The sequence below is a fragment of the Agathobaculum sp. NTUH-O15-33 genome, assembly GCF_033193315.1.
GTDB lineage: Bacteria > Bacillota > Clostridia > Oscillospirales > Butyricicoccaceae > Agathobaculum > Agathobaculum faecihominis_A.
Genome location: NZ_CP136187.1, coordinates 3,377,853 through 3,396,569, shown reverse-complemented (window position 1 = coordinate 3,396,569; position 18,717 = coordinate 3,377,853). Strand labels below are relative to the sequence as shown.

At 58.2% G+C, this 18,717-nt stretch carries 19 protein-coding genes; 11 read left to right on the top strand and 8 right to left on the bottom strand.

What is annotated here, in order from left to right:
* Positions 1–121: 121 nt before the first annotated feature.
* The 4 genes from RWV98_RS16550 to RWV98_RS16535 all read left to right on the top strand — a co-directional run bounded on the left by RWV98_RS16550 (position 122) and on the right by RWV98_RS16535 (position 3,741).
* Positions 122–1,099: a hypothetical protein gene (locus RWV98_RS16550; protein WP_317862155.1), complete on the top strand. Its 978-nt coding sequence runs from the start codon at positions 122–124 to the stop codon at positions 1,097–1,099.
* Positions 1,089–1,427: a hypothetical protein gene (locus RWV98_RS16545; RefSeq protein ID WP_317862154.1), complete on the top strand. Its 339-nt coding sequence runs from the start codon at positions 1,089–1,091 to the stop codon at positions 1,425–1,427. The genes RWV98_RS16550 and RWV98_RS16545 overlap by 11 nt, the downstream gene beginning before the upstream one ends.
* A gap of 128 nt (positions 1,428–1,555) precedes the next feature.
* Positions 1,556–2,968 (top strand): MerR family transcriptional regulator, encoded by a 1,413-nt coding sequence (locus tag RWV98_RS16540; protein ID WP_317862152.1) that lies wholly within the window; start codon positions 1,556–1,558, stop codon positions 2,966–2,968.
* A gap of 161 nt (positions 2,969–3,129) precedes the next feature.
* Positions 3,130–3,741 (top strand): hypothetical protein, encoded by a 612-nt coding sequence (locus tag RWV98_RS16535; RefSeq protein ID WP_317862150.1) that lies wholly within the window; start codon positions 3,130–3,132, stop codon positions 3,739–3,741.
* A gap of 57 nt (positions 3,742–3,798) precedes the next feature.
* On the opposite strand, the gene RWV98_RS16530 is transcribed toward RWV98_RS16535, so the two are convergent.
* Positions 3,799–4,233 (bottom strand): NifB/NifX family molybdenum-iron cluster-binding protein, encoded by a 435-nt coding sequence (locus tag RWV98_RS16530; protein ID WP_317862148.1) that lies wholly within the window; start codon positions 4,231–4,233, stop codon positions 3,799–3,801.
* Positions 4,230–5,048, bottom strand: a complete 819-nt coding sequence (locus RWV98_RS16525; RefSeq protein WP_317862147.1) for an Mrp/NBP35 family ATP-binding protein — start codon at positions 5,046–5,048, stop codon at positions 4,230–4,232. The genes RWV98_RS16530 and RWV98_RS16525 overlap by 4 nt, the downstream gene beginning before the upstream one ends.
* 128 nt (positions 5,049–5,176) lie before the next feature.
* On the opposite strand from RWV98_RS16525, the gene RWV98_RS16520 reads away from it, so the two are divergent.
* A complete protein-coding gene (locus RWV98_RS16520; protein ID WP_317862145.1) occupies positions 5,177–5,689 on the top strand; it encodes a superoxide dismutase family protein in 513 nt (170 codons plus the stop codon).
* Here the strand turns inward: RWV98_RS16520 and RWV98_RS16515 are convergent.
* Positions 5,679–6,599 (bottom strand): DUF7916 family protein, encoded by a 921-nt coding sequence (locus RWV98_RS16515; RefSeq protein WP_317862144.1) that lies wholly within the window; start codon positions 6,597–6,599, stop codon positions 5,679–5,681. The genes RWV98_RS16520 and RWV98_RS16515 overlap by 11 nt on opposite strands.
* 324 nt (positions 6,600–6,923) lie before the next feature.
* Complete coding sequence (locus RWV98_RS16510; RefSeq protein WP_317862143.1) at positions 6,924–7,328, bottom strand: VOC family protein; 405 nt, start codon at positions 7,326–7,328, stop codon at positions 6,924–6,926.
* Positions 7,329–7,454: 126 nt separating this feature from the next.
* Between RWV98_RS16510 and RWV98_RS16505 the strand changes: the two genes are divergently transcribed.
* Positions 7,455–8,351 carry an AraC family transcriptional regulator gene (locus RWV98_RS16505; protein ID WP_317862142.1) on the top strand — a complete coding sequence of 299 codons (897 nt, stop codon included), beginning with the start codon at positions 7,455–7,457 and terminating at the stop codon, positions 8,349–8,351.
* 1,049 nt (positions 8,352–9,400) lie between these two features.
* Complete coding sequence (locus tag RWV98_RS16500; protein ID WP_317862141.1) at positions 9,401–9,661, top strand: helix-turn-helix domain-containing protein; 261 nt, start codon at positions 9,401–9,403, stop codon at positions 9,659–9,661.
* A gap of 13 nt (positions 9,662–9,674) precedes the next feature.
* Here RWV98_RS16500 and RWV98_RS16495 read toward each other — a convergent pair whose 3' ends face one another.
* Complete coding sequence (locus RWV98_RS16495) at positions 9,675–10,094, bottom strand: hypothetical protein (protein WP_317862139.1); 420 nt, start codon at positions 10,092–10,094, stop codon at positions 9,675–9,677.
* Between the two features lie 108 nt (positions 10,095–10,202).
* On the opposite strand from RWV98_RS16495, the gene RWV98_RS16490 reads away from it, so the two are divergent.
* Positions 10,203–10,466 carry a helix-turn-helix domain-containing protein gene (locus tag RWV98_RS16490; protein ID WP_280963333.1) on the top strand — a complete coding sequence of 88 codons (264 nt, stop codon included), beginning with the start codon at positions 10,203–10,205 and terminating at the stop codon, positions 10,464–10,466.
* A gap of 848 nt (positions 10,467–11,314) precedes the next feature.
* Here RWV98_RS16490 and RWV98_RS16485 read toward each other — a convergent pair.
* On the bottom strand, positions 11,315–12,310 hold the full coding sequence (locus tag RWV98_RS16485) for an ATP-binding protein (RefSeq protein WP_280963334.1): 996 nt from the start codon (positions 12,308–12,310) through the stop codon (positions 11,315–11,317).
* Positions 12,311–12,313: 3 nt separating this feature from the next.
* A complete protein-coding gene (locus RWV98_RS16480) occupies positions 12,314–13,255 on the bottom strand; it encodes a DnaD domain-containing protein (protein ID WP_317862137.1) in 942 nt (313 codons plus the stop codon).
* Positions 13,256–13,770: 515 nt separating this feature from the next.
* Here RWV98_RS16480 and RWV98_RS16475 point away from each other — a divergent pair.
* The 3 genes from RWV98_RS16475 (at position 13,771) to RWV98_RS16465 (ending at position 17,052) form a co-directional block, all read left to right on the top strand.
* A complete protein-coding gene (locus RWV98_RS16475; RefSeq protein WP_317862135.1) occupies positions 13,771–15,015 on the top strand; it encodes a DapH/DapD/GlmU-related protein in 1,245 nt (414 codons plus the stop codon).
* A 48-nt stretch (positions 15,016–15,063) separates the two neighbouring features.
* Positions 15,064–16,023 (top strand): ribose-phosphate diphosphokinase, encoded by a 960-nt coding sequence (locus RWV98_RS16470; RefSeq protein WP_280963337.1) that lies wholly within the window; start codon positions 15,064–15,066, stop codon positions 16,021–16,023.
* Between the two features lie 246 nt (positions 16,024–16,269).
* Positions 16,270–17,052 (top strand): TIGR00282 family metallophosphoesterase, encoded by a 783-nt coding sequence (locus tag RWV98_RS16465; protein ID WP_317862133.1) that lies wholly within the window; start codon positions 16,270–16,272, stop codon positions 17,050–17,052.
* Here the strand turns inward: RWV98_RS16465 and RWV98_RS16460 are convergent.
* A complete protein-coding gene (locus RWV98_RS16460; protein WP_317862132.1) occupies positions 16,994–18,709 on the bottom strand; it encodes a DUF975 family protein in 1,716 nt (571 codons plus the stop codon). The two genes, RWV98_RS16465 and RWV98_RS16460, sit on opposite strands and share 59 nt — an antisense overlap.
* Positions 18,710–18,717 lie beyond the last annotated feature (8 nt).

Genomic DNA, 18,717 nt, shown 5'->3' with positions numbered 1-18,717 from the left:
ATGCTATGCTGCATTTTCGTCACTTTTTTCACATAATTTGATTTACAAATTAAATCGCCGGTGCTACAATGGGCGTGAAGAAAAAATTGACAGTCCCGCTTTTTAGAAGGAGGCCCTCAACATGCAACTGCTGCAAGAGCACCCTCTGCTCCGCACGGATAGCTATGCCAAGATATTCCTTTACAACACGCACGAGACCGTGGCCTGCGTGCCGCGCCACACCATCCGCATGAGCGAGCCGGTGAGACCCGGCTGCTTGCAGCAGGCGGTAGAAAAGGCGCTTTTGCGCTTTCCGCACATGATGCTCACCGTGCAGCCGACGGCCACCTCGTTCCGCTATGTGCAGAACGTGCGCCCGCCGGTGGTGTTGCCGTTCGACGGGGCGGACAGGCGCTATACCATCGGCTCGGACGATACGAACGGGTATTTGTTCCTCGTCGGGTATCAGGGCGATACCATCACGATGGAGTACCAGCATTCCATTTCGGACGGGCGCGGGTTTGAAGAATTTATCCGCTGCGTGCTGCTCCAGTACTTACAGCTTTCCGGTAAGCCGGTGGAAAACGACGGCTCGGTCCGCGCGATGGACACGCGCTATTCGCCGGAGGAATCGGCGGACGGCTACCGCCAACTCGCCGACCGCGAGTTTTCGTCCGAGGGCATTTGGAAAAAGCCCGAAGCCGCGCACGCGTGGGATCTGACCGACCTTGGCGACGGGCCGGAGATCGTAAGCGAAGTGACCTTTCCGTTCGCCGCGTTACACAGCTATGCGAAGGGCATTGGGGTAAGCCCGCTTTCCGTGGTCGCGCCGCTGTTCATGCGCGCGTTCGATCATAAGTTCGGCGGGGAGGAAAAAGCCGGTTATTGCGCAGATCCCGGTCGATCTGCGGCCGCTGCTGCCCACGGTGACGACCCGGTATTTCATCTGCTTTATCGATCTGCCCTATCTGCCCGAATACCGCGACCTGCCGGTGGACGAGGTGTTCCGCCGCACCAAGGCGTTTTTGAAGGACCAGATGCAGCCGGAGCAGCTCATGTACCGCGCCAAGCGCGCGTCCGATACCTGCCGCGAGCTGCACGAGGCAGCGATGCCGCTTGATGAAAAGTGCGTGCAGGGCCAAAAGCTGTGCCGCGATTTTGTTTTGGAGGATAGCTTCCTCATCACCAACGTGGGCGAGTTCAAGCTGCCCGCGTGCTGCCTGCCCTATGTGCTTGATTACGGCGCGGTGCTGCCCTCGGCGGCGCAGCCGTTCGCGCTGCTCATCAGCTCGTACAACGGTACGATGAAGCTTTCCATCGCCCAGCGCGATCACGACTTGACGGTGGTCAGCGATCTTGCGCGGTCGCTGGACGCGCTCGGTGTGCACACGGAAACGCGTTCCTATCCCTTTGCAGTCACAAAGTACGACGGAAAACGCTGCGGATGACGCGTCGGCGGCCGTGCGGGATCATCCCGCACGGCCGCCTTGCTTATTCCGGCGTTTTTTTGAGAAATCGCTTGACTGTGAACCCACTTTACCCTCTATAATAGGAGGTACAAAGGCAGGTGCGTGATATGACGATCGCAGAGGCGGAACTGAAAACAGGGCTGACGCGGGCCAATATCCGCTTTTATGAAAAGGAAGGGCTGCTGTCGCCCACGCGGGGCGAAAACGGCTACCGGAACTATTCCGATGAGGATGTGCGCACGCTGGAAAAGGTGAAGCTTTTGCGGCGGCTGCGCATTGCCGTGCCGGTGATCCGCGAGGTGCAGCGCGGCGAGCGCACACTGGCGGATGCGGTGCAAGCGCAGGTTGGGCCGCTTGAGCGGGAACGGCAAGAAACCGATCAGGCGCTCGCGATCTGTCAGGCCATTACGGCGGACGGCGTTTCATTCAGTGGGCTGGACCCGGCGCGCTATCTCTCTACCGCCATGGAGCAAGGGGGCGGGCAAGCCCTGCAAAACGACCGGTTACAGCCTGCCGGCCATCCGTGGGCGCGGTATTTTGCCCGCGCATTCGATCTGGGGCTGTATGCGCTGCTCCTGATGATCGTTACCCGATGGCTGCTGCGCTGGAACACGCCGGAGGGCCTTGTGGCTTCGCTTTTGTTCAGCTACGCGAAGATCGGCCTGATGCTGCTGTTTGAACCGATCCTGCTGCGCTATTGGGGCACGACGCCGGGCAAATGGATATTCGGCATGAAGGTGCGCGGAGTAAATGGGCAGAAGCTCACTTGGGCGGACGCGATGGGGCGCACGCTTTCCGTTTTTCGCACCGGTATGGGCTATGGCGTGCCGGTCTATCAGCTGTACCGCGCGTATGTTTGTTATAGCGCGTGCAGGGAACGCGAGCTTGCTTGGGACGAGGAAAACGATTCCGTGATCCTTGCGCCGAGGGACCGTATCCACCCGGCGCGCATGGTCTGCTTTGTGCTGGCGGATGTGCTGAGCTTTGCGTTGGCGCTCGGCGTGGTGCTCCGCGCGGAGCTGCCGCCCCGCCGGGGCGAGCTGACCCTTGCGGCGTATACCGATAACTGCAACGATTACTTAAAATACCGCGACCTGCCCGGCAGGGTAAAAAACGGAGAATGGGACGCATGGTCGCCCGATGATAGCACGTTTTTCATCGGCATGGAATCGAGGCAGCGGACCGAAGCGCAGACGGATGAAGCCGGTATGGTTCGCTCGGTCACGTATCGCTTTTCCAGCGCGGATATGCTGAGCGGCGACGCGCTCTACCTGCGCGATATGCTGCTTTATGCGTTTGCCGTGTCGCACGAGCGCAGGGGCGCGCTGGAGACTATGCTTGATCCGGTAACGGAGCAGATGGAAAATTTCTATACCGGTTTTGAGGCCGATCTCGGTTCGCTGCACATCAGCCAGCAGGTAACGCATACCGGATATGAAGTGGTTGGCGGCGTATACCTATGGCCCGAGGAAGGCGCGCAGGCGGCTTTTGAAATGGTGTTCACCATATCGAAAAAATAGTGTGTGTCCGCGTCGATAGGTCGCGATATGCGCGTAAATCGTGCATATTGTGTGAAAAAGGAGCATTTTAGGCGATTTTGTTGACATCCCTTGTGAGAAGCATATAATTTTTTGTAGAGAGAGGCGTAGCCGCTCTTTTATAGAAAAAAGGGGGATGTAAAATGGAGAACAACAACCAATTAGCGGCGACCGGCTTGCGGCGCGTTTTTACCAGCCAGATCTTGATGATCCTTGCGGTCGTGATCGCGGTGGTTCTGCAAGTGATCGCGGCGATGAAGGGGGCCGGGCTGGGGATGACCCTGCTCTTGGGTCTTGCGGTGCTCGTTTGCATGGTAGTAGCGTTTATTCTAAACATTATGGGCTTATATAAGGCTTCGCCCGCGCATAACCTTTTGAAGGCCGCGTTTTACATGACGATCGGCAACCTGATCTTTAGCGTGATCGGCCAGATCCCGGGCTTTGAAGGCGTCAAGCTGCCTGCCGGTATGGCGCAGGTCGTGATGGACGCCGCGATGGTAATTTTGGTATGCCGCGGCGCGGGCGATCTGCTGAAGGCCTCGGGGGACGAGGGTACGGCGAGCCTTGGCAATATCACCATCATCCTGTATCTGATCTGCACGGCCATCTATGCGGTGTGCCATTACATGCAGTTGACGGCGACCTCGCCGGTCACCATTTCGCTTCTGGTCGGCATGTTGGTATGTCAGGCGATCGGCAAGATACTGTACCTGATCTTCCTTGGTAAATCTTCCGGCTCATTGGCGGAATCGTAAAGCTTCACTGTATAACAAAGCGGACGGCGTAAGCCGTCCGCTTTGTTATACGTGGGTTTATTTTTGCTCGGGGATATTCTTTAAAATCTCGATCGGGCCGCAGCCGGCGCACTTGGCGCAGTCATGCATGCAGGCCATGGGATCGTCCGGGTCGTCCTCGCGGGCGATCTGCAAGATCGTGGGGTCGCCCTGCGCCTCTCCGACGAGGAACTTGGCGACTGCTTCCTCCGCGCTGCCTTCGCAGCCGGGGATGAGCAGCACGCCGATCAGCTCCAGCGCGTTGCGCGCGGCAAGGCCGAGCGTGCCGCAAATCAGTACATCGACCTTTTCGGTGCTCATCAAGCGGAGCATGGCGGTCGAACCGGCCGCTTCGCATGTGACCAGACGCTTGCCCGTGGGCGTTTGCCCATCGGCCGAAACGATCAGGTATTCGCGGCAGTCGTTCAGGTTCGCGCACACCTGACCGTCCGCGTAGGCTACGCCGATGTTCATAGCATACCCTCCAAGGCGCGCATGGCGCCCGTCAGCTCTTCCGGCAGCTTTGCGTCCTCCAGCTTGCCCGCGTCGACCGCGGCGGCGAGCGAGGGATCGAGCGGCAGACGCGCCAGCACCGGCAATTCGTACTGCGCGGCGACTTCGTCTATTTTGCTTTCGCCGAAAACGGAAATATGCTTGCCGCAATCCGGGCAGGCGAGGTAGCTATAATTTTCCACGATGCCGATAAGCGGGATGTTCATCATCTTGGCCATCTTAACCGCCTTGCCCACGATCATGGAGACCAGATCCTGCGGCGAGGTGACGACGAGGATGCCGTCCACCGGCAGGGACTGGAACACGGTAAGCGGTACGTCGCCCGTGCCGGGCGGCATATCGACGAAAAGGAAATCCACTTCATCCCAGAGCACGTCGCTCCAAAACTGCTTGACGGTCTCCGCGATGATCGGCCCGCGGTAAATGACCGGGTCGTCCTCGTTCGGAAGGACGAGGTTGATGGAAATCATCTGCACGCCGCCTGCCGAGCGAGCGGGCAGGATGCCGTCCTCCGTGCCGTCCAGCTTTTCGTGCACGCCGAAGGTCTTGGGGATGGAAGGGCCGGTGATGTCGGCGTCCAGAATGCCGCAGGTGTAGCCTCTGCGCGTCATGCCGACCGCGAGGGACGAGGTGAGCAGGCTTTTGCCTACGCCGCCCTTACCCGAAACAACGCCGATTACCTTTTTCACCGTGGCCTTGGCGTTAGCGGCCACTTGCAGGCTCTGCGGCCCGCCGCAGTTCGAGGAACAGCTATCGCAGTTGTGCGAACAGCCCATATTGTAACAACTCCTTACTTTATCTTGCTTTGCGCTTGCATATAGTATACCGCAGGCCGGAGCGATTATCAAGTGTGCGCCGCCCCGCATAGCCTGTATACAGACGAAAACGAGGAGGATTCAGGACAATGACCAACACGCAGTATTTCGCAAATGTCATGGGAAACAGCCTGCCCGACGCGGCGGCGGTTTTACAGGGCGCGCCGAACGGCAGAAGAATTGAAGGCACGGTATCCTTTTACCAAACGCCGCAGGGCGTACTGGTAACGGCGGCGGTGCGCGGCCTGCCGGTCACGCGCATGGCGTGCGCGCAGCCGATCTTCGCGCTGCATGTGCACGAGGGGACCGCCTGCACGGGCAACGCGAGCGACCCGTTTGCAAACGCGGGCATGCATTTTAACCCGGGCGGCTGCCCGCATCCGTATCACGCGGGCGATCTGCCGCCGCTGTTCTCCGACCGCACCGGCTTCGCTTGGATGGCGGTGCTGACCGATCGCTTCACCGTGCGCGACGTGCTGGGCAAGGCGGTCATCGTGCACTCGAAACCGGATGATTTTAAAACCCAGCCCTCGGGCGACGCGGGCGCAAAGCTTGCCTGCGGCATTATCACGCCCACGCGCCGCGACGGCGTCAGCGGTTGACCGAGCGCGCCATGCGCCGGTAGGTGTGCCGCACGCCGCGCACCGCGACCGAGTAAGCAAATATATTTTCCGGCAGCGCCATGCCGGCGTAGCCCGCGTCGCCAAGGTGGTGGATATCCGCGCCCGCCATTTTGCTCATCAGCGCGATCTGGCGGATGGTGGCGGTATCCGCGCCCTCCTGCGAGGTGCCGACCGCGGTCATGGCGAGTGCGTTTTTGGCGTGCACCGCACCGATCAGCGCGCGGGCGCACTCGGTAGTCCAGCCGGGCACGGTGCCCGGCGCGGGCAGCAGGATAATATCGGCCCCCGCGTCCAGAAAGGCTTCCGCGTCCGCTTCGGTCATGATGCGGGGGCCGCCCTCGCTCGGCACGCCCGCGGCGTGCATTTTGCCCGCGGCCAGCACGATGCGGTGCCCCACGCGCTCACGCAGCACGCGCAGCGTTTCGAGAATGGCGGCGTTCGATACGCCGATGCCGGGGTTGCCGGTGAGCAAGATCAAATCCGCGCCCATGTCGGCGGCGCGAACCGCGTTTTCGGCGGTGGCGCGTCGGCCCTCGGTCATGTTCCACATAGACTCGGCTGCTGGCGCGTCGCCGCCGACCGGCTCTAAATTAATGCCGACGGGGCGGCCCGTTAGCTTTTTCAGCGCACGGATTGTATCCTCCGGCGCGCACGCGGGCAGGCCCTGTATTTGCGGATTTTGCACATCGAACAGATTCAGCAAAATGATATCGGCTCCTTGCGAAGCCGCGAACTCGGCGTTCGTCGTGTCGCCCAGCATGGGCGGGATCGCGCCGATGGTCTCACAGACGATGGTGCGGCCCTCGCTTGCCGCAATGCTTTGTAAAAGCGCGTCGCGGTCAAGCGAAAGCATCTCGCTGGCCGTGCAGTCGATCAAACGTTTCGACATGATAAAAAGCCTCCGTAACAATATCGTTGTACTTAGTATATCAAATAGGCGCGGGAAATAAAAGCTTGCGGCCATGACTTGCAAACAGAAAAGCGCCGCTTCCGTGGGGGGACGGAAACGGCGCTTTTCCTTCACAATAAAAAGGGGGGTAAAAGAGAAATAAAAGATCGGTAGGCTGTCTATCGGTTCGGGCTTGCGGCTTCCCTTACCGACAATCACAGTATACTGCACTTTTGCGTAAAACGTGTGAATATTCTTTGAACATCCTGTGAAAGAATTGTTTCGCCAAATTTTGGCATTTTACGACCGGGCGGGACAAGTCTTTTACGCGGGCAAAACCGTGATTTCCACGCGGTTGCCGTCCGGGTCGAGCAGGCAGGCTTCGTAGTAACCGTCGCCCGTCATATGGGGTTCGAGCAGCACGGTGCGCCCCTCCGCGTGGGCGCGGCGCGCCAGCTCGTCCACCGCCTCCGTGGTATCCACGGCAAAGGCTAGGTGGGTCAGGCCGGTCGCTTCCTCGCCGGGGGCGTAGGCGGTCGCGGGGATGGTGGCCATCTCCATCAGCTCCAGCCTGCTTTTGTCACCGAAGGACACAAAGTACGATTCAAAATGCGCGCTGAAATCGGTATCGCTCCGGTATCGCTCACCGGTCCGGCCGTTAAAATAGGCGCAATAGAAGTCCTTCATTTCTTCCAGATTTTTAGTCCAGATCGCAACATGTTCGAGCATGAAAAAATCCTCCTTCATCAGCTTTGTCAGTATCATTATATCGCAAAATACCTGTTGCATCTCGTAACGATGCGCCCTATACTATAAGAAAAACGACAAAATACCCATGAAGGGGAGGAAACGGCCATGCTGATTGCGACCTGTCCGCTCAAAATAGGAGAAAACCGCATGGAGTGGCAGCCGCTTGCGGGTTCCGCGCTGGCCTGCTGCGCCTATCGCGGGGATGTGCACGACTACGTTGCCTCGCAGGTGCCGCCGCACTGGCACCATGAGTGGGAGCTGATGCTGGTGGAACGCGGCGCGATTAAGGCCACGCTCGCGGGCGAGGGGGCGCTGCTCCGCGCCGGGCAGGGGTATTTCGCGGGCGCGGACACGCTGCACAGCATGATTTGCGCGGACGAAGGGCCGTGCCGGTACCGGTCGATCGTGTTCGACCCGGGCTTGATTTCCGGCGCGGTGGGCAGCGCGTTCGATATCAAGTATATGCGCCCGCTGCTGGAACGGGGGCCCGCCTTTTTGCTGCTTGATCAGGAGGAGGGCTGGCAGGCGGGGCTTTTTGAAGCCTTTGCGCAGGCGTTCACAGCCTGTGAGAACGAGGGCTTTGGCTATGAATTTACGGTGCGCCACGCGCTATCGCAGATCGCCTTGGCCTTTTTACAGCACAGCGAGCCGCCGGTCGTTTCCCGCGCCGCGACGCAGCGCGAGCAGCGGCTCAAGCGGATGGTGCAGTGGTTTGATGAAAATTATGCCCAGCCCTTTGCGCTGGCTGCGCTGGCCGGGGCGGTGCATTGCTCCGCGCGCGAGTGCGAGCGCATTTTTAAGGAGCTGCTGCATTTGTCGCCTAAGGCATATTTATTGCGGCGGCGCGTGGCGGCGGCCATGTCGTTGCTGGAAAGCGGCGACACGCCGGTGGTAGAGGTAGCCGCGTGCTGCGGCTTTGCCGATCACAGCTATTTTTCAAAGCAGTTTCGCGCGGTGACGGGCTATTCGCCGCGCGCGTACCGCCGGATGATGAAAAACTGAAAGCATACGAAAAACCCCGAACCGTGGGGGAACGGTTCGGGGTTTTTCTGAATGACACAAAATGAAAAAAGGGGGGATTTGAAAAAAGGGGGATGAAGAAAAAATGCTGACAAATTGCTGTTCCGTCAGGTAGGATCTCGCTTTCCCTTACTGACAAGTTCAGTATACTGCATACAGAGGGGGAAAGTGTGAACAAGGTTTGAATAAGCTGTGAAAGCTTTTTGAAGAACGGATAGGAGGCGCGCTGCGGCGCGCAATTTTATGCGCGGCGGTAGCCGCGGGCGGCCGGGTGGGGGCACCCGGCCCTACAAAAACGGGTGCATTGTTGGGTAGGGCGGGGTGACCTCACCCCGCCGTATCGCTTGACTCGGATCGGAGCGCCAGTATTTCGCGGAGCTTTGTTTTTTCATAGCAGGCGCGCTGCGGCGCGCAATTTAATACGCGGTGGTAGCCGCGCGCGGCCGGGTGGCCCTACGTTGCAACGGAGCGGGCCGCCTACGTAGGGCGAGGTGACCTAAGATAAGGTAACGCAAAGACAGAAAATGTAGGGCGCGACGCCCCCGGCGCGCCGAGAGCGAAGCACCGGGATAAGTGAGAGCATCAAACAGGCCGGTATGGCCGAGCGAAGGGATATGATTTCTCAGGAAGCGTTGCGTCCCTTCGAGATGGCGCGCCGAGGGCGTGGTCCAGACCAGCTTCTCTTGGCCTTCGGCCAATTCACCTTCTCGCGCCCTACTAGCTCGGTGATTCCCCTGTTTTTTTCTATGCGTTTCCCTTATCTTTATGACATTGGTGACCCACCCCGCCGTTACGCTTGACTCGAATCAACGCAGCAATATTTTACGGCGCCTTGTTTTGTAGTTAGCGCGCTGCGGCGCGCAATTTCATGTGCGGCAGTAGCCGCAAAATAAGCGGAGAGAAACATTGAACGTGTTTCTCTCCGCTTATTTTAATTGTCTTGTGAACCAATATGGGTCCCATTGCGATGGAGTAGTTCCATAAAATAAAAGAAAATAGGACTGAAATTGGTTCACAAGGGGTATCGTTAAATGAACGAACAAAAGATTAAGCAGGATAGCATCAAAATTGGCGCCAATATACGTCGCATACGATGCGAAAACGGTTTAAAACAGACAGATCTAGTGCGGGAACTTGATTTGGCGGGGATTCCAATCACACGTGAAGCGCTTGTGAAAATAGAGAGCGGCAAACAACACCTTACAGCTACGCAATTTCGCGGTATCTGCAAGGCACTAAATACCACATATGATGAGTTGCTTTATCAGGACGATATGCATTCTGAAAAGTAAAGCCAAGCAATATCTATTGTTTTAACTCTTTCTTTGCCCTTTTAGGCTTGCGTTGTAGAATTACCATTTTCATCAGGTTCCCTTTTGTGAACTCTGCCGCAACCTCATATCGAGTCATCCACTGATTAAAAAAAACATAAAATTCATATGTAGAAGGTGGGCGATTACGGAAAACAGGGTTGATTTCCGCATACATATGAGGAACTAGTTCCCACGAATGATTAATTCCTAAACGAATCGTGTCTCGTACTGTAAATTTTATTATTTCATATTTTGCAGCGACGAATTCCCATGCTTCATCAGGTCTTTTGCCCATGTTTAATACTAGCGGTATTGAATCATAGAGAAATGTATATTCCCTTTTTGCACGAGAAAAACCAAAGCAGACTAAAGCGTAAGATACTTGATCTTGAAAGTTTATGTGTTTTATCATTTTTATCCCTCCTTTCTTCGGGGTGGACTAGTATGGGTCCCATTATAACATGTTTTTCCCATAAGATAAAGAAAAAATGGACTAAAACTGGTTCGCTAGAGGTGTCTTATGGAAGAACAAAAAATTAAACAAGATAGAATTAAGATTGGAGCCAATATACGCCGCGTGCGATTGAGTAAAGGGCTGGGTCAAACTGATCTAGTACGAGCACTTGATTTGTTAGGTGTTAAAATGACACGAGAAACGTTGGTCAAAATTGAGCGTGGTGTGCAGCATATCAGCGCGTCTCAACTGTGTGGAATCCGTGATGCCTTACACACCACATATGACGAATTGCTTTGCAAAGAAAATAAGCATACTCATAATATGTAAACGATGGCAGCGGATATAAGAATGCAAATTGCCTCCATTAAAGCGTGGTACTCGTCCTGTACGCGGCTACTGCCGCGCATTAAATTGCGCGCATAGCGCGCCTCCGATAAAATGAAGCGCCGGGAAAGGTGGGCGCGCAAAACTCGGCCGGTCCGGCCGAGCGAAGGCACCTGTCCACTGAATCCCTAGGCATCCGATCCGGCACCGCCACAAATTGTTTATATAGCAAAAGGTCGGCTCACATCGCCTCTGGACAGGAGTAGGGAAAAGTGTGGAGTACATAGGGGAGAGGAAAACCGCATGGTGTTCCTCTCCCCTATGCCCCGGCGGCGGGCGCCGCACCGTCTCTCGCGGCTACTGCCGCGCATTACATTGCGCGCATAGCGCGCCTCCAAACAAACGCGAAAACCCCGTTTCCGTAGGGGGACGGAAACGGGGTTTTCTCATCGATTCACAAAATAAAAAGGGGGTAAAAGAGAAGTAAAAAGATCGGTAGGCTGTCTCTGTCGGTTCGGGATTGCGGCTTCCCTTGCTGACAAGATCAGTATAACGCTATTTCGCCCCCAAAGTGTGAACAAGATTTGAATAGGCTGTGAAACCTTTTTAAATAACGGAAATATCGCCGGGTTTTCCCAATGGCACGAGGAAGCCCCGCATCCGTGGGGGGACGGATACGGGGCTACTCATCGTTTCACAAAATAAAGGGGGGTAAAAGAGAAATAAAAGATCGGTAGGCTGTCTCTATCGGCTCGGGATTGCGGCTTCCCTCGCTGACAAGACCAGTATAACGCTAAATACCAATTAATGTGTGAACAGTGTTTGAACAACTTGTGAAAGAATTGTGGCTTTCAACGGGCATGCTTTTTCAGCAGCCGGATGTCTTCGCCAATGAACCGCAGGGACGTGAACTCGCCAAGCAGGCGGGAGGCGACGGCGGGGGAATATTTCTCCGCTAGCACCTCAGCTGGCAGGTTGGTGTTGATGATCATCGGGCGGCTTGCCATCAGGCGGTTATTGATCAGATTGTAAAGCGCCGACACGGTGAACGCCGTGCCCATTTCGGTGCCCATATCGTCGATGATGAGCAGGTCGGCGCGCTCGTAGCGGGCGGTGCGGTCGGCGGCGGCGGCTCCATCGCCGGAGCCGAATTTAAGCGTTTCGTAGGCGGCTAAAATGTTGATCGCCGTATCGTAGGCTACGGAAAAGCCGCGCTCCGATACCGCCTGCGCGATGCAGGTGGAAAGGAAGGTCTTACCCAAGCCGGTGGAGCCGGTCAGCAGCAAATTAGGCGAGTGCGGGCCAAAGCTTTTTGCATAGGCACGGCATTCGCCGAGATTGTACTCCATATTTTCGCGCGGAGAAACGCCGAGGCGGCCGTCTGGCCGGGTCGAATAATAGTCCAGCCGAAAGGCGGCGAAGTTTTGGTCGCGTATGGGCAGCGCGGCGGAAAGCTCTTCGGTCAGCAGGCGAGCGCAGCGCGCCTTGATACAGTCGCACAGCACGCTGCCGACGTAGCCGGTATCCCCGCAGAGCGGGCAGACGGGCTTGTCCGCCAGATAATCGGCGGGATAACCCGCCGTGGTGAGCAGTCTGGCGCGCTCTTCTTGTAAGGCAAGGTTTTGATCGCGCAGCCGCTCGATAGCGGCGGTCGGGTCGTCGCCCGATTCGAGCGCCACCCGCAATACGCTGGCCGCCGTGGCTGAAAGCGTGCGGTCGATCGCGCGGACACGGGGCAGCTTCGCGTATATTTCACTTTGCCGGTCGATCAGCTGCTGCTGGCGCTGCTGGCGCTCGCGCTCCAATTCGCGCTTTGCTTCGGATAGGATCTTTTTATCGTATGGCATGGATTATTCCTCCGTTTGCCGCCGGTGGCTCTTGACACGGGCGGCCCATTCCTCTTCCCACGCGGTAAGCGTGGCGGCGTCCGTCGGCGCGGCCTGCGTCCCGCCGACGGCGGCCTTGCCCGCGCGGGTCTCGGGTTCCAGCGCGGTGATTTCGCTGATCGTATGTACGCCCTTGGAGTCCCACTGGCGCAGGATGCCGAGCGTGTAATCAAGGCTTTTGTGGCCCTGCTGCTTTTCGGTGCGGCGCACGGCGAGTTCGACCGATTCAGGCGGGAAGCCGCGCGACAGGGCGAACGCGGCAAGGCGCTGCTCCTTGGGGGCGGGCGCGGCGGTATCCGCGCCAAGGGCTTGATAGATCGCGCCCAGCAGGGGTTTTTCACCGGCCCTGCGGGAAAGATAGGCTTGCGCGTCCTGCGCGGAGATGATGCCCATATCGGCCCACGCGTAAGCCTCGCGGCGGATATCGGCAAGGCGCACCGCGCCTTTTTCTTTTTTTAGATAGGAAAGCATTTCGATAATCGCCTCCGCCGACAGGCCAAGGTGGTCGTACGCGGTGAGCAGGGTGCGGAGCTGTCCCTCGGTCAGCGTGCGGCCGAGCGCTTCCTCCGCCATTTGGCATACGGCGGAAAATTTATGGTCGTCCACACGGGCGCGGCGCAGCTCGTCCGAGCCGTAGGCGGGGGTTTGCGGCTTTGCCGGTTCCGCGGGCGCGGGGGCCGGCGGCGCGGTCAGCCCGTTCAGGGTAAAGGCGGCGCGCTCGAACCGGGCCTGCGTCAGATGCAGCGCGCGCATGGCGGTCTTATCGTCCGTCACCGCGCCGTGGCGCAGAATATAGAGATATAAAAGGGCGGCGTCGCCGTCGCCCACGGCGATCAGCTTGTCCAGCGTGTCGCACCGGGCGACGCGCAGCTCGCCCTCGGGCAGCGAAACGGAGGTTTGTGACATGGGTGATAGAATCCTTTCTGAATGGAAGCGACTTTGGATGAAAGCGATACATATGACATTCTAACTGCTATTATACCACAGCGGCAAGCAATTTCGAAGTGTCAAAACACACCTAAGCGCCGCTGATGGTATAATGAATTTGATCCGGGTATAATAGCCGTTTTACGGCTATTATACCACAGCGGCAAAGAAAAGTAAGCACTAAACATCCCGTTAAGCGCCGCTGGTGGTATAATGATTTAATCCGTGTATAATAGCCGTTTTGCGGCTATTATACCACAGCGGCAAGGAAAAGTAAGCACTAAACATCCCGTTAAGCGCCGCTGGTGGTATAATGATTTAATCTGTGTATAATAGCCGTTTTGCGGCTATTATACCTTGCGCCGGGAAAAGATGCAAGGACGCGGGGAATTTTATCAAAAATGCTAATGCATTTTACCTAAAACTGTTGTATAATAACTTTGCTAGTCTCTATACGGGCTGTTTTGCCTAAAAACGTGAACGGAAGGATCTATATGAGTAATGTGATTGCCGCCATTGCAGGCGGTCTGTTCGATGAGGGCGGCGTTTCCGCTTTTTCGCGCCCCGTGCTGTTTGGCACGGCGGGGGACGCGGTGCTGGGTGCGCTGCCGAAGGAAGCCCAAACATGCTATTTTGCGCATGACGAGCGCGAGAACCCGATCGCCGGGGCCGAGAGCATCCCGCTCGCGGAAAACCGCTTTGCCTCGTTTTCTTCGCTGACGGACGCGGAGCAGGTAATCGTCATCGCCGAGCCCTTCGCCCTCGCGGAGGACGACGCGCTCGAGCATTTAATCGAAAGCCATACCATTACGGGCTACGGCGTGAGCGTTTTGGTGGCGGAGCAGCAGGGCTTTGACGCCGAGGGCCAGCCCATCCCCGCCGACCCGGCCGTGCTGGTCGCTGTGTTTACCGGCAAAATGCTGGGCGCGGCGCTCGCGAGCGGCGCGGATACGCTGGACGCTTTGGTGGAAGCCGCGGTCGCGGCGGGCGCGCAAAAGGGCGTTGCCGTCACCAACGAGATCGTCGCCATTCGCGACGGCGCTTCCGCTTATGTGGCGCAGCTTGCCGTGCAGAACCGCGTCAATTTCGGCCTGATCCAAAACGGCGTACAGCTTTTTGATCCCACCAGCACCTACATCGCGCCCGACGCGGAAATCGAACCGGGCGCAGTCATTTTGCCGGGCTGCCATATCCGCCCGGGCTGCAAGGTCGGCGCGAAGGCCGTCATCGGCCCGAACAGCATCCTTGAAAAGGCGCAGATCGGCGCGGGCACCACGGTGAACAACTCGCAGGTGTATGAATCGACCGTGGGCGAAAACGTCACGGTTGGCCCGTTCGCTTATATCCGCCCGCAGTGCGTGGTTGGCAACGGCTGCCGCATCGGCGATTTTGTGGAGCTGAAAAAGTCCACAATCGGCGACGGCACCAAGGTATCGCACCTGACCTACATCGGCGACGCGACCGTGGGCGAGCGCGTCAACTTCGGCTGCGGCACCGTCGTGGTCAACTACGACGGCTACCATAAGAACCAAACCATCATTGGGGACGACTGCTTTATCGGCTGCAACACCAACCTTGTCTCCCCCGTAAAGCTCGGCGACCGCGTGTTCACCGCGGCGGGCACGACCGTGACCAAGGACGTGCAGGACGGCGCTTTGTGCGTTGCGCGCGCACGACAGACCGTAATGGACGGCTGGAACGACCGCCGCCGCGCCGCGCATGAAAAAGAGAAAAAATAAAAGAGCGAAAAGCTATTTTTCAAAAAAATACGGAGGGGAAAACCCATTATGATATCTCACGGAAAAAACATCAAGATCTTCGCCGGCAACTCTCACCCGGCGCTTGCCATGCAGATCGCTTCGGCCCTCGGCCTGCCGCTCGGCAAGTCGTCGATCTCCACCTTTGCGGATGGCGAGATCTCGGTCTCCATTATGGAATCCGTGCGCGGTTCGGATGTGTTTCTGGTGCAGTCCACCTGCGGCCCTGTCAATAACAACCTGATGGAGCTGCTCATTATGATCGATTCCTGCAAGCGCGCTTCCGCGGGCCGCATCACGGCGGTCATCCCGTACTTCGGCTATGCCCGGCAGGACCGCAAGAGCAAGGCGCGCGACCCGATCTCCGCCAAGCTGGTGGCCGATCTGATCACCGCCGCCGGCGCGGACCGCGTGCTGACCATGGATCTGCACGCCGCGCAGATTCAAGGCTTCTTTAACATTCCGGTCGATATGATGCTGGGCGCTTCCGTGCTCATCCCGTATATCGCGGGCAAGTTCGGCGTGGGCGCGGACGATCTGATCGTCGTTTCGCCCGATCTGGGCTCTGTCGCCCGTGCGCGCAAGTTTACGGAAAAGCTCGATCTCAAACTCGCCATTATCGACAAGCGCCGCCCCAAGGCCAATGTCAGCGAGGTCATGAACATCATCGGCGACGTGAGGGGCAAGAAGTGCATTTTGGTAGACGACCTGATCGATACCGCCGGTACGCTGTGCCACGCCGCGGAAGCGCTCGTTGAAAAGGGCGGCGCGACCGAGGTATACGCCTGCGCGACCCACGGCGTGCTTTCCGGCCCGGCGGTGGAGCGCATCTCGAACAGCCCGATCCGGGAAATGGCGCTGCTCGATACCATTCCGCTGCCGCAGGAGAAGAAGATCGATAAGATCAATGTTCTTTCCACCGCGCCCATTTTTACCGAGGCAATCGCAAGAATTTACGAAGAGGTGTCTGTTTCCACGCTGTTTGATTAAGACGGCGGCGGAAGCGGCCGGGTGGGGTCACCCGGCCCTACAGCGCAACGGGTGCCACCCTGTATAGGGCGGCGTGACCTCGCGTAAAGCGTCGACACGGAAACACAACAACGGGAGGAAACCTCCTTGTGTAGGGCGGGGTGACCGCACCCCGCCGCCCGCCGCGTCCACGCGGCGAAACAATGGTTTTGTACAAAAAAGGCTGCTGCGAATCGCAGCAGCCTTTTGCTATAGAAAGGGAATGTTATGAAGGTTTTAGCGGTCGGCGATATCGTCGGCGAGGCGGGGCTGGACACGCTATCGGCGCTTTTGCGCCGCATCCAGCGCGAGCATGGGATCGACTTCACCGTGGTTAACGGGGAAAACGCGGCGGGCGTGGGGCTAACCCCCAAACAGGCCGACGCCATGCTGGACGCGGGCGCGGATGTGATCACGCTCGGCAACCACACGTTCGGCAAGCGGCAGATCGTTCCTTATTTAGACGACGAGCCGTGCATTCTCCGCCCGGCCAATTACGCGCCGCAAGCGCCCGGACGGGGCTGCGGTATTTTTGACGGGCCGCGCGGCGCGCGCATACTGGTGATGAATCTGATCGGCCGGTGCGAGATGCAGTTCGGCCCGGACAACCCGTTTTTGTGCGCCGACCGGTTGCTGAAGGAAAACGCGGGCGGGTACGATATCGCCCTGTGCGATTTCCACGCGGGCGCGACGAGCGAAAAGGTAGCCATGGGCTATTATCTGGATGGCCGCTGCGCCGCCGTTTGGGGCACGCACACCCACGTGCAGACCGCGGACGAGCGCGTCAACCCAAAGGGCACGGGCTATATCACCGATATCGGCATGACGGGGCCGACGGTTTCGGTGCTCGGCGTGTGTCCGGAGCAGTCCATCGCGCTGTTTCGCGGCGATTTGACCGAATACTTTAAAACAGCGCCCGGCGAGACGGCGCTCGCGGGCGCTGTGTTCGAGATCAGCGAAGACGGAACATGCCTTGCGGTGACGCGAATAGCACAGAAATTTTCTCGGTAAGGTACGCTTCGGCTCCCGACGCGGGCTGGTTTTCCCAGTCGTTATAATCCGTGATGCCCTTACCCGCGTTCGGGTGGAAGTGGGAATAGACCGCGTCCGTGGTGAACAGCGCGACCAGCACGGCGCACAGCACGAGCTGCACGGGCGAGGACAGCCGGTCGATCAGCCCGCCGAGCAGCGGCCCGGCGAAGTAGACCACCGCGCAGCAGCCAAGGCCGAACACCACGGCGCCTTCCAAGCAGATGCGGCCGTTCAGGTTCATGAAATAGCCGCTGTAATCCCACCAGCGCACGCCCTTGGTCGCTTCCAGATACCAACTGGTGAAGTATTCGATCACGCTGCACAGCACCATGGAGACCAGAAAAGTCGCGACCGGGCTTTTGAACAGGCGTTTTAAAAGCAGCAGCACCAGCGCGCCGCCCGCGCCGTAAATCGGCAGCCACGGGCCAAACATCGTGCCGCGGTTGATGAACATGCCCTGCGTGACGATGTGCAGCGCGACTTCCCACACCCAACCGGCGAAGGCAAACGCGAAGAAAAGCAAAATAAGCGTTTTCAGCGTGTACTTCCGGGTGTAATCGAACTTATGGTGGCGCGCCCGGTGGAACACGACCGGGCCGGTATAGAGGGTGACGCCATCCGCCGCCAGCTTTTCCTTGGGGCCGGATACCGGCTTGCGGCCAAATTCCGGTACGATGAAAAGGGAGGCGAGCGGCGCTTGTTTTTCCAGCTGTTCGGCGCGCAGCGCGACGTACAGCTCGGCGTAGGTGGCCGCTTTATAGCCGTTGACGAAGAATAGGGACAGCAGGCAGGTGAGCAGCCCGGCGATCGACCCGGAAAGCGTCGGGTGGCCGGTGGACAAACCGAGGATTAGCCCCAAAACGCTCGCGCCCAACGTGGGCAGCAGCGTCCACTGGATCATAAAGGTCAGGTCGATCACAAAGCAGCGCCATTTGTTGCCGTGCATCATCTGCCGGGACAAGCGGATTGCTTCGCGCGCGCCTGCCTGCGGGTTTTCCGCGAGTATGTAAGGCACCATGCGGTAGGCGTACATTTTGATGAAGCCGCCGACCATGGTGAACATCCACAGGATGAGGTAGAACGATTGCAGCAGCATGGCCCGCGCGGTGTTCAGCCAGTTGCCTTTATGAAACGGCGTGAACAGGGCCGCGATGCTGATATGATCCTCCACGCGGGCCTCTAAAAAGAAGCGCCGCGCGCCGACCACCAGCACGCTTACGACGAAAATGGAGAACCACACGCCGCCCGCCATGCCGAGAACGGCGAGCGTAACGCCGCCCCAGCCGGACGAGCCCGACCGGTCGAGAAAAGCGAATAGGGCCGAGGCCGGACCGGTCAGCGTATCAAAAAAGGGTTTTACGCTTTGCGTGGCGGTGGCCCACATCGGATGCGTGCCGTCCGTGGGGTCGATATCCAGCCATTTTAAAATGGTGTCCCAGTTGGAAACGGTGGTTTGCTCGTGTATGACCTCTACCTCGGTCTGGGCGCGCGACGCGTCAAAATCGCGGATGAAGGACACGGAATCCCCAAATTCCGCGCCGGTGAACGCAAGGATAAAACAGACGGCCACGGCCGCCCAAAAGTTGCGCATGAAGCTCCGCTTGCCCCGCGCTTTAAGCTCTCTTCTTTCCCACATGATGTGTC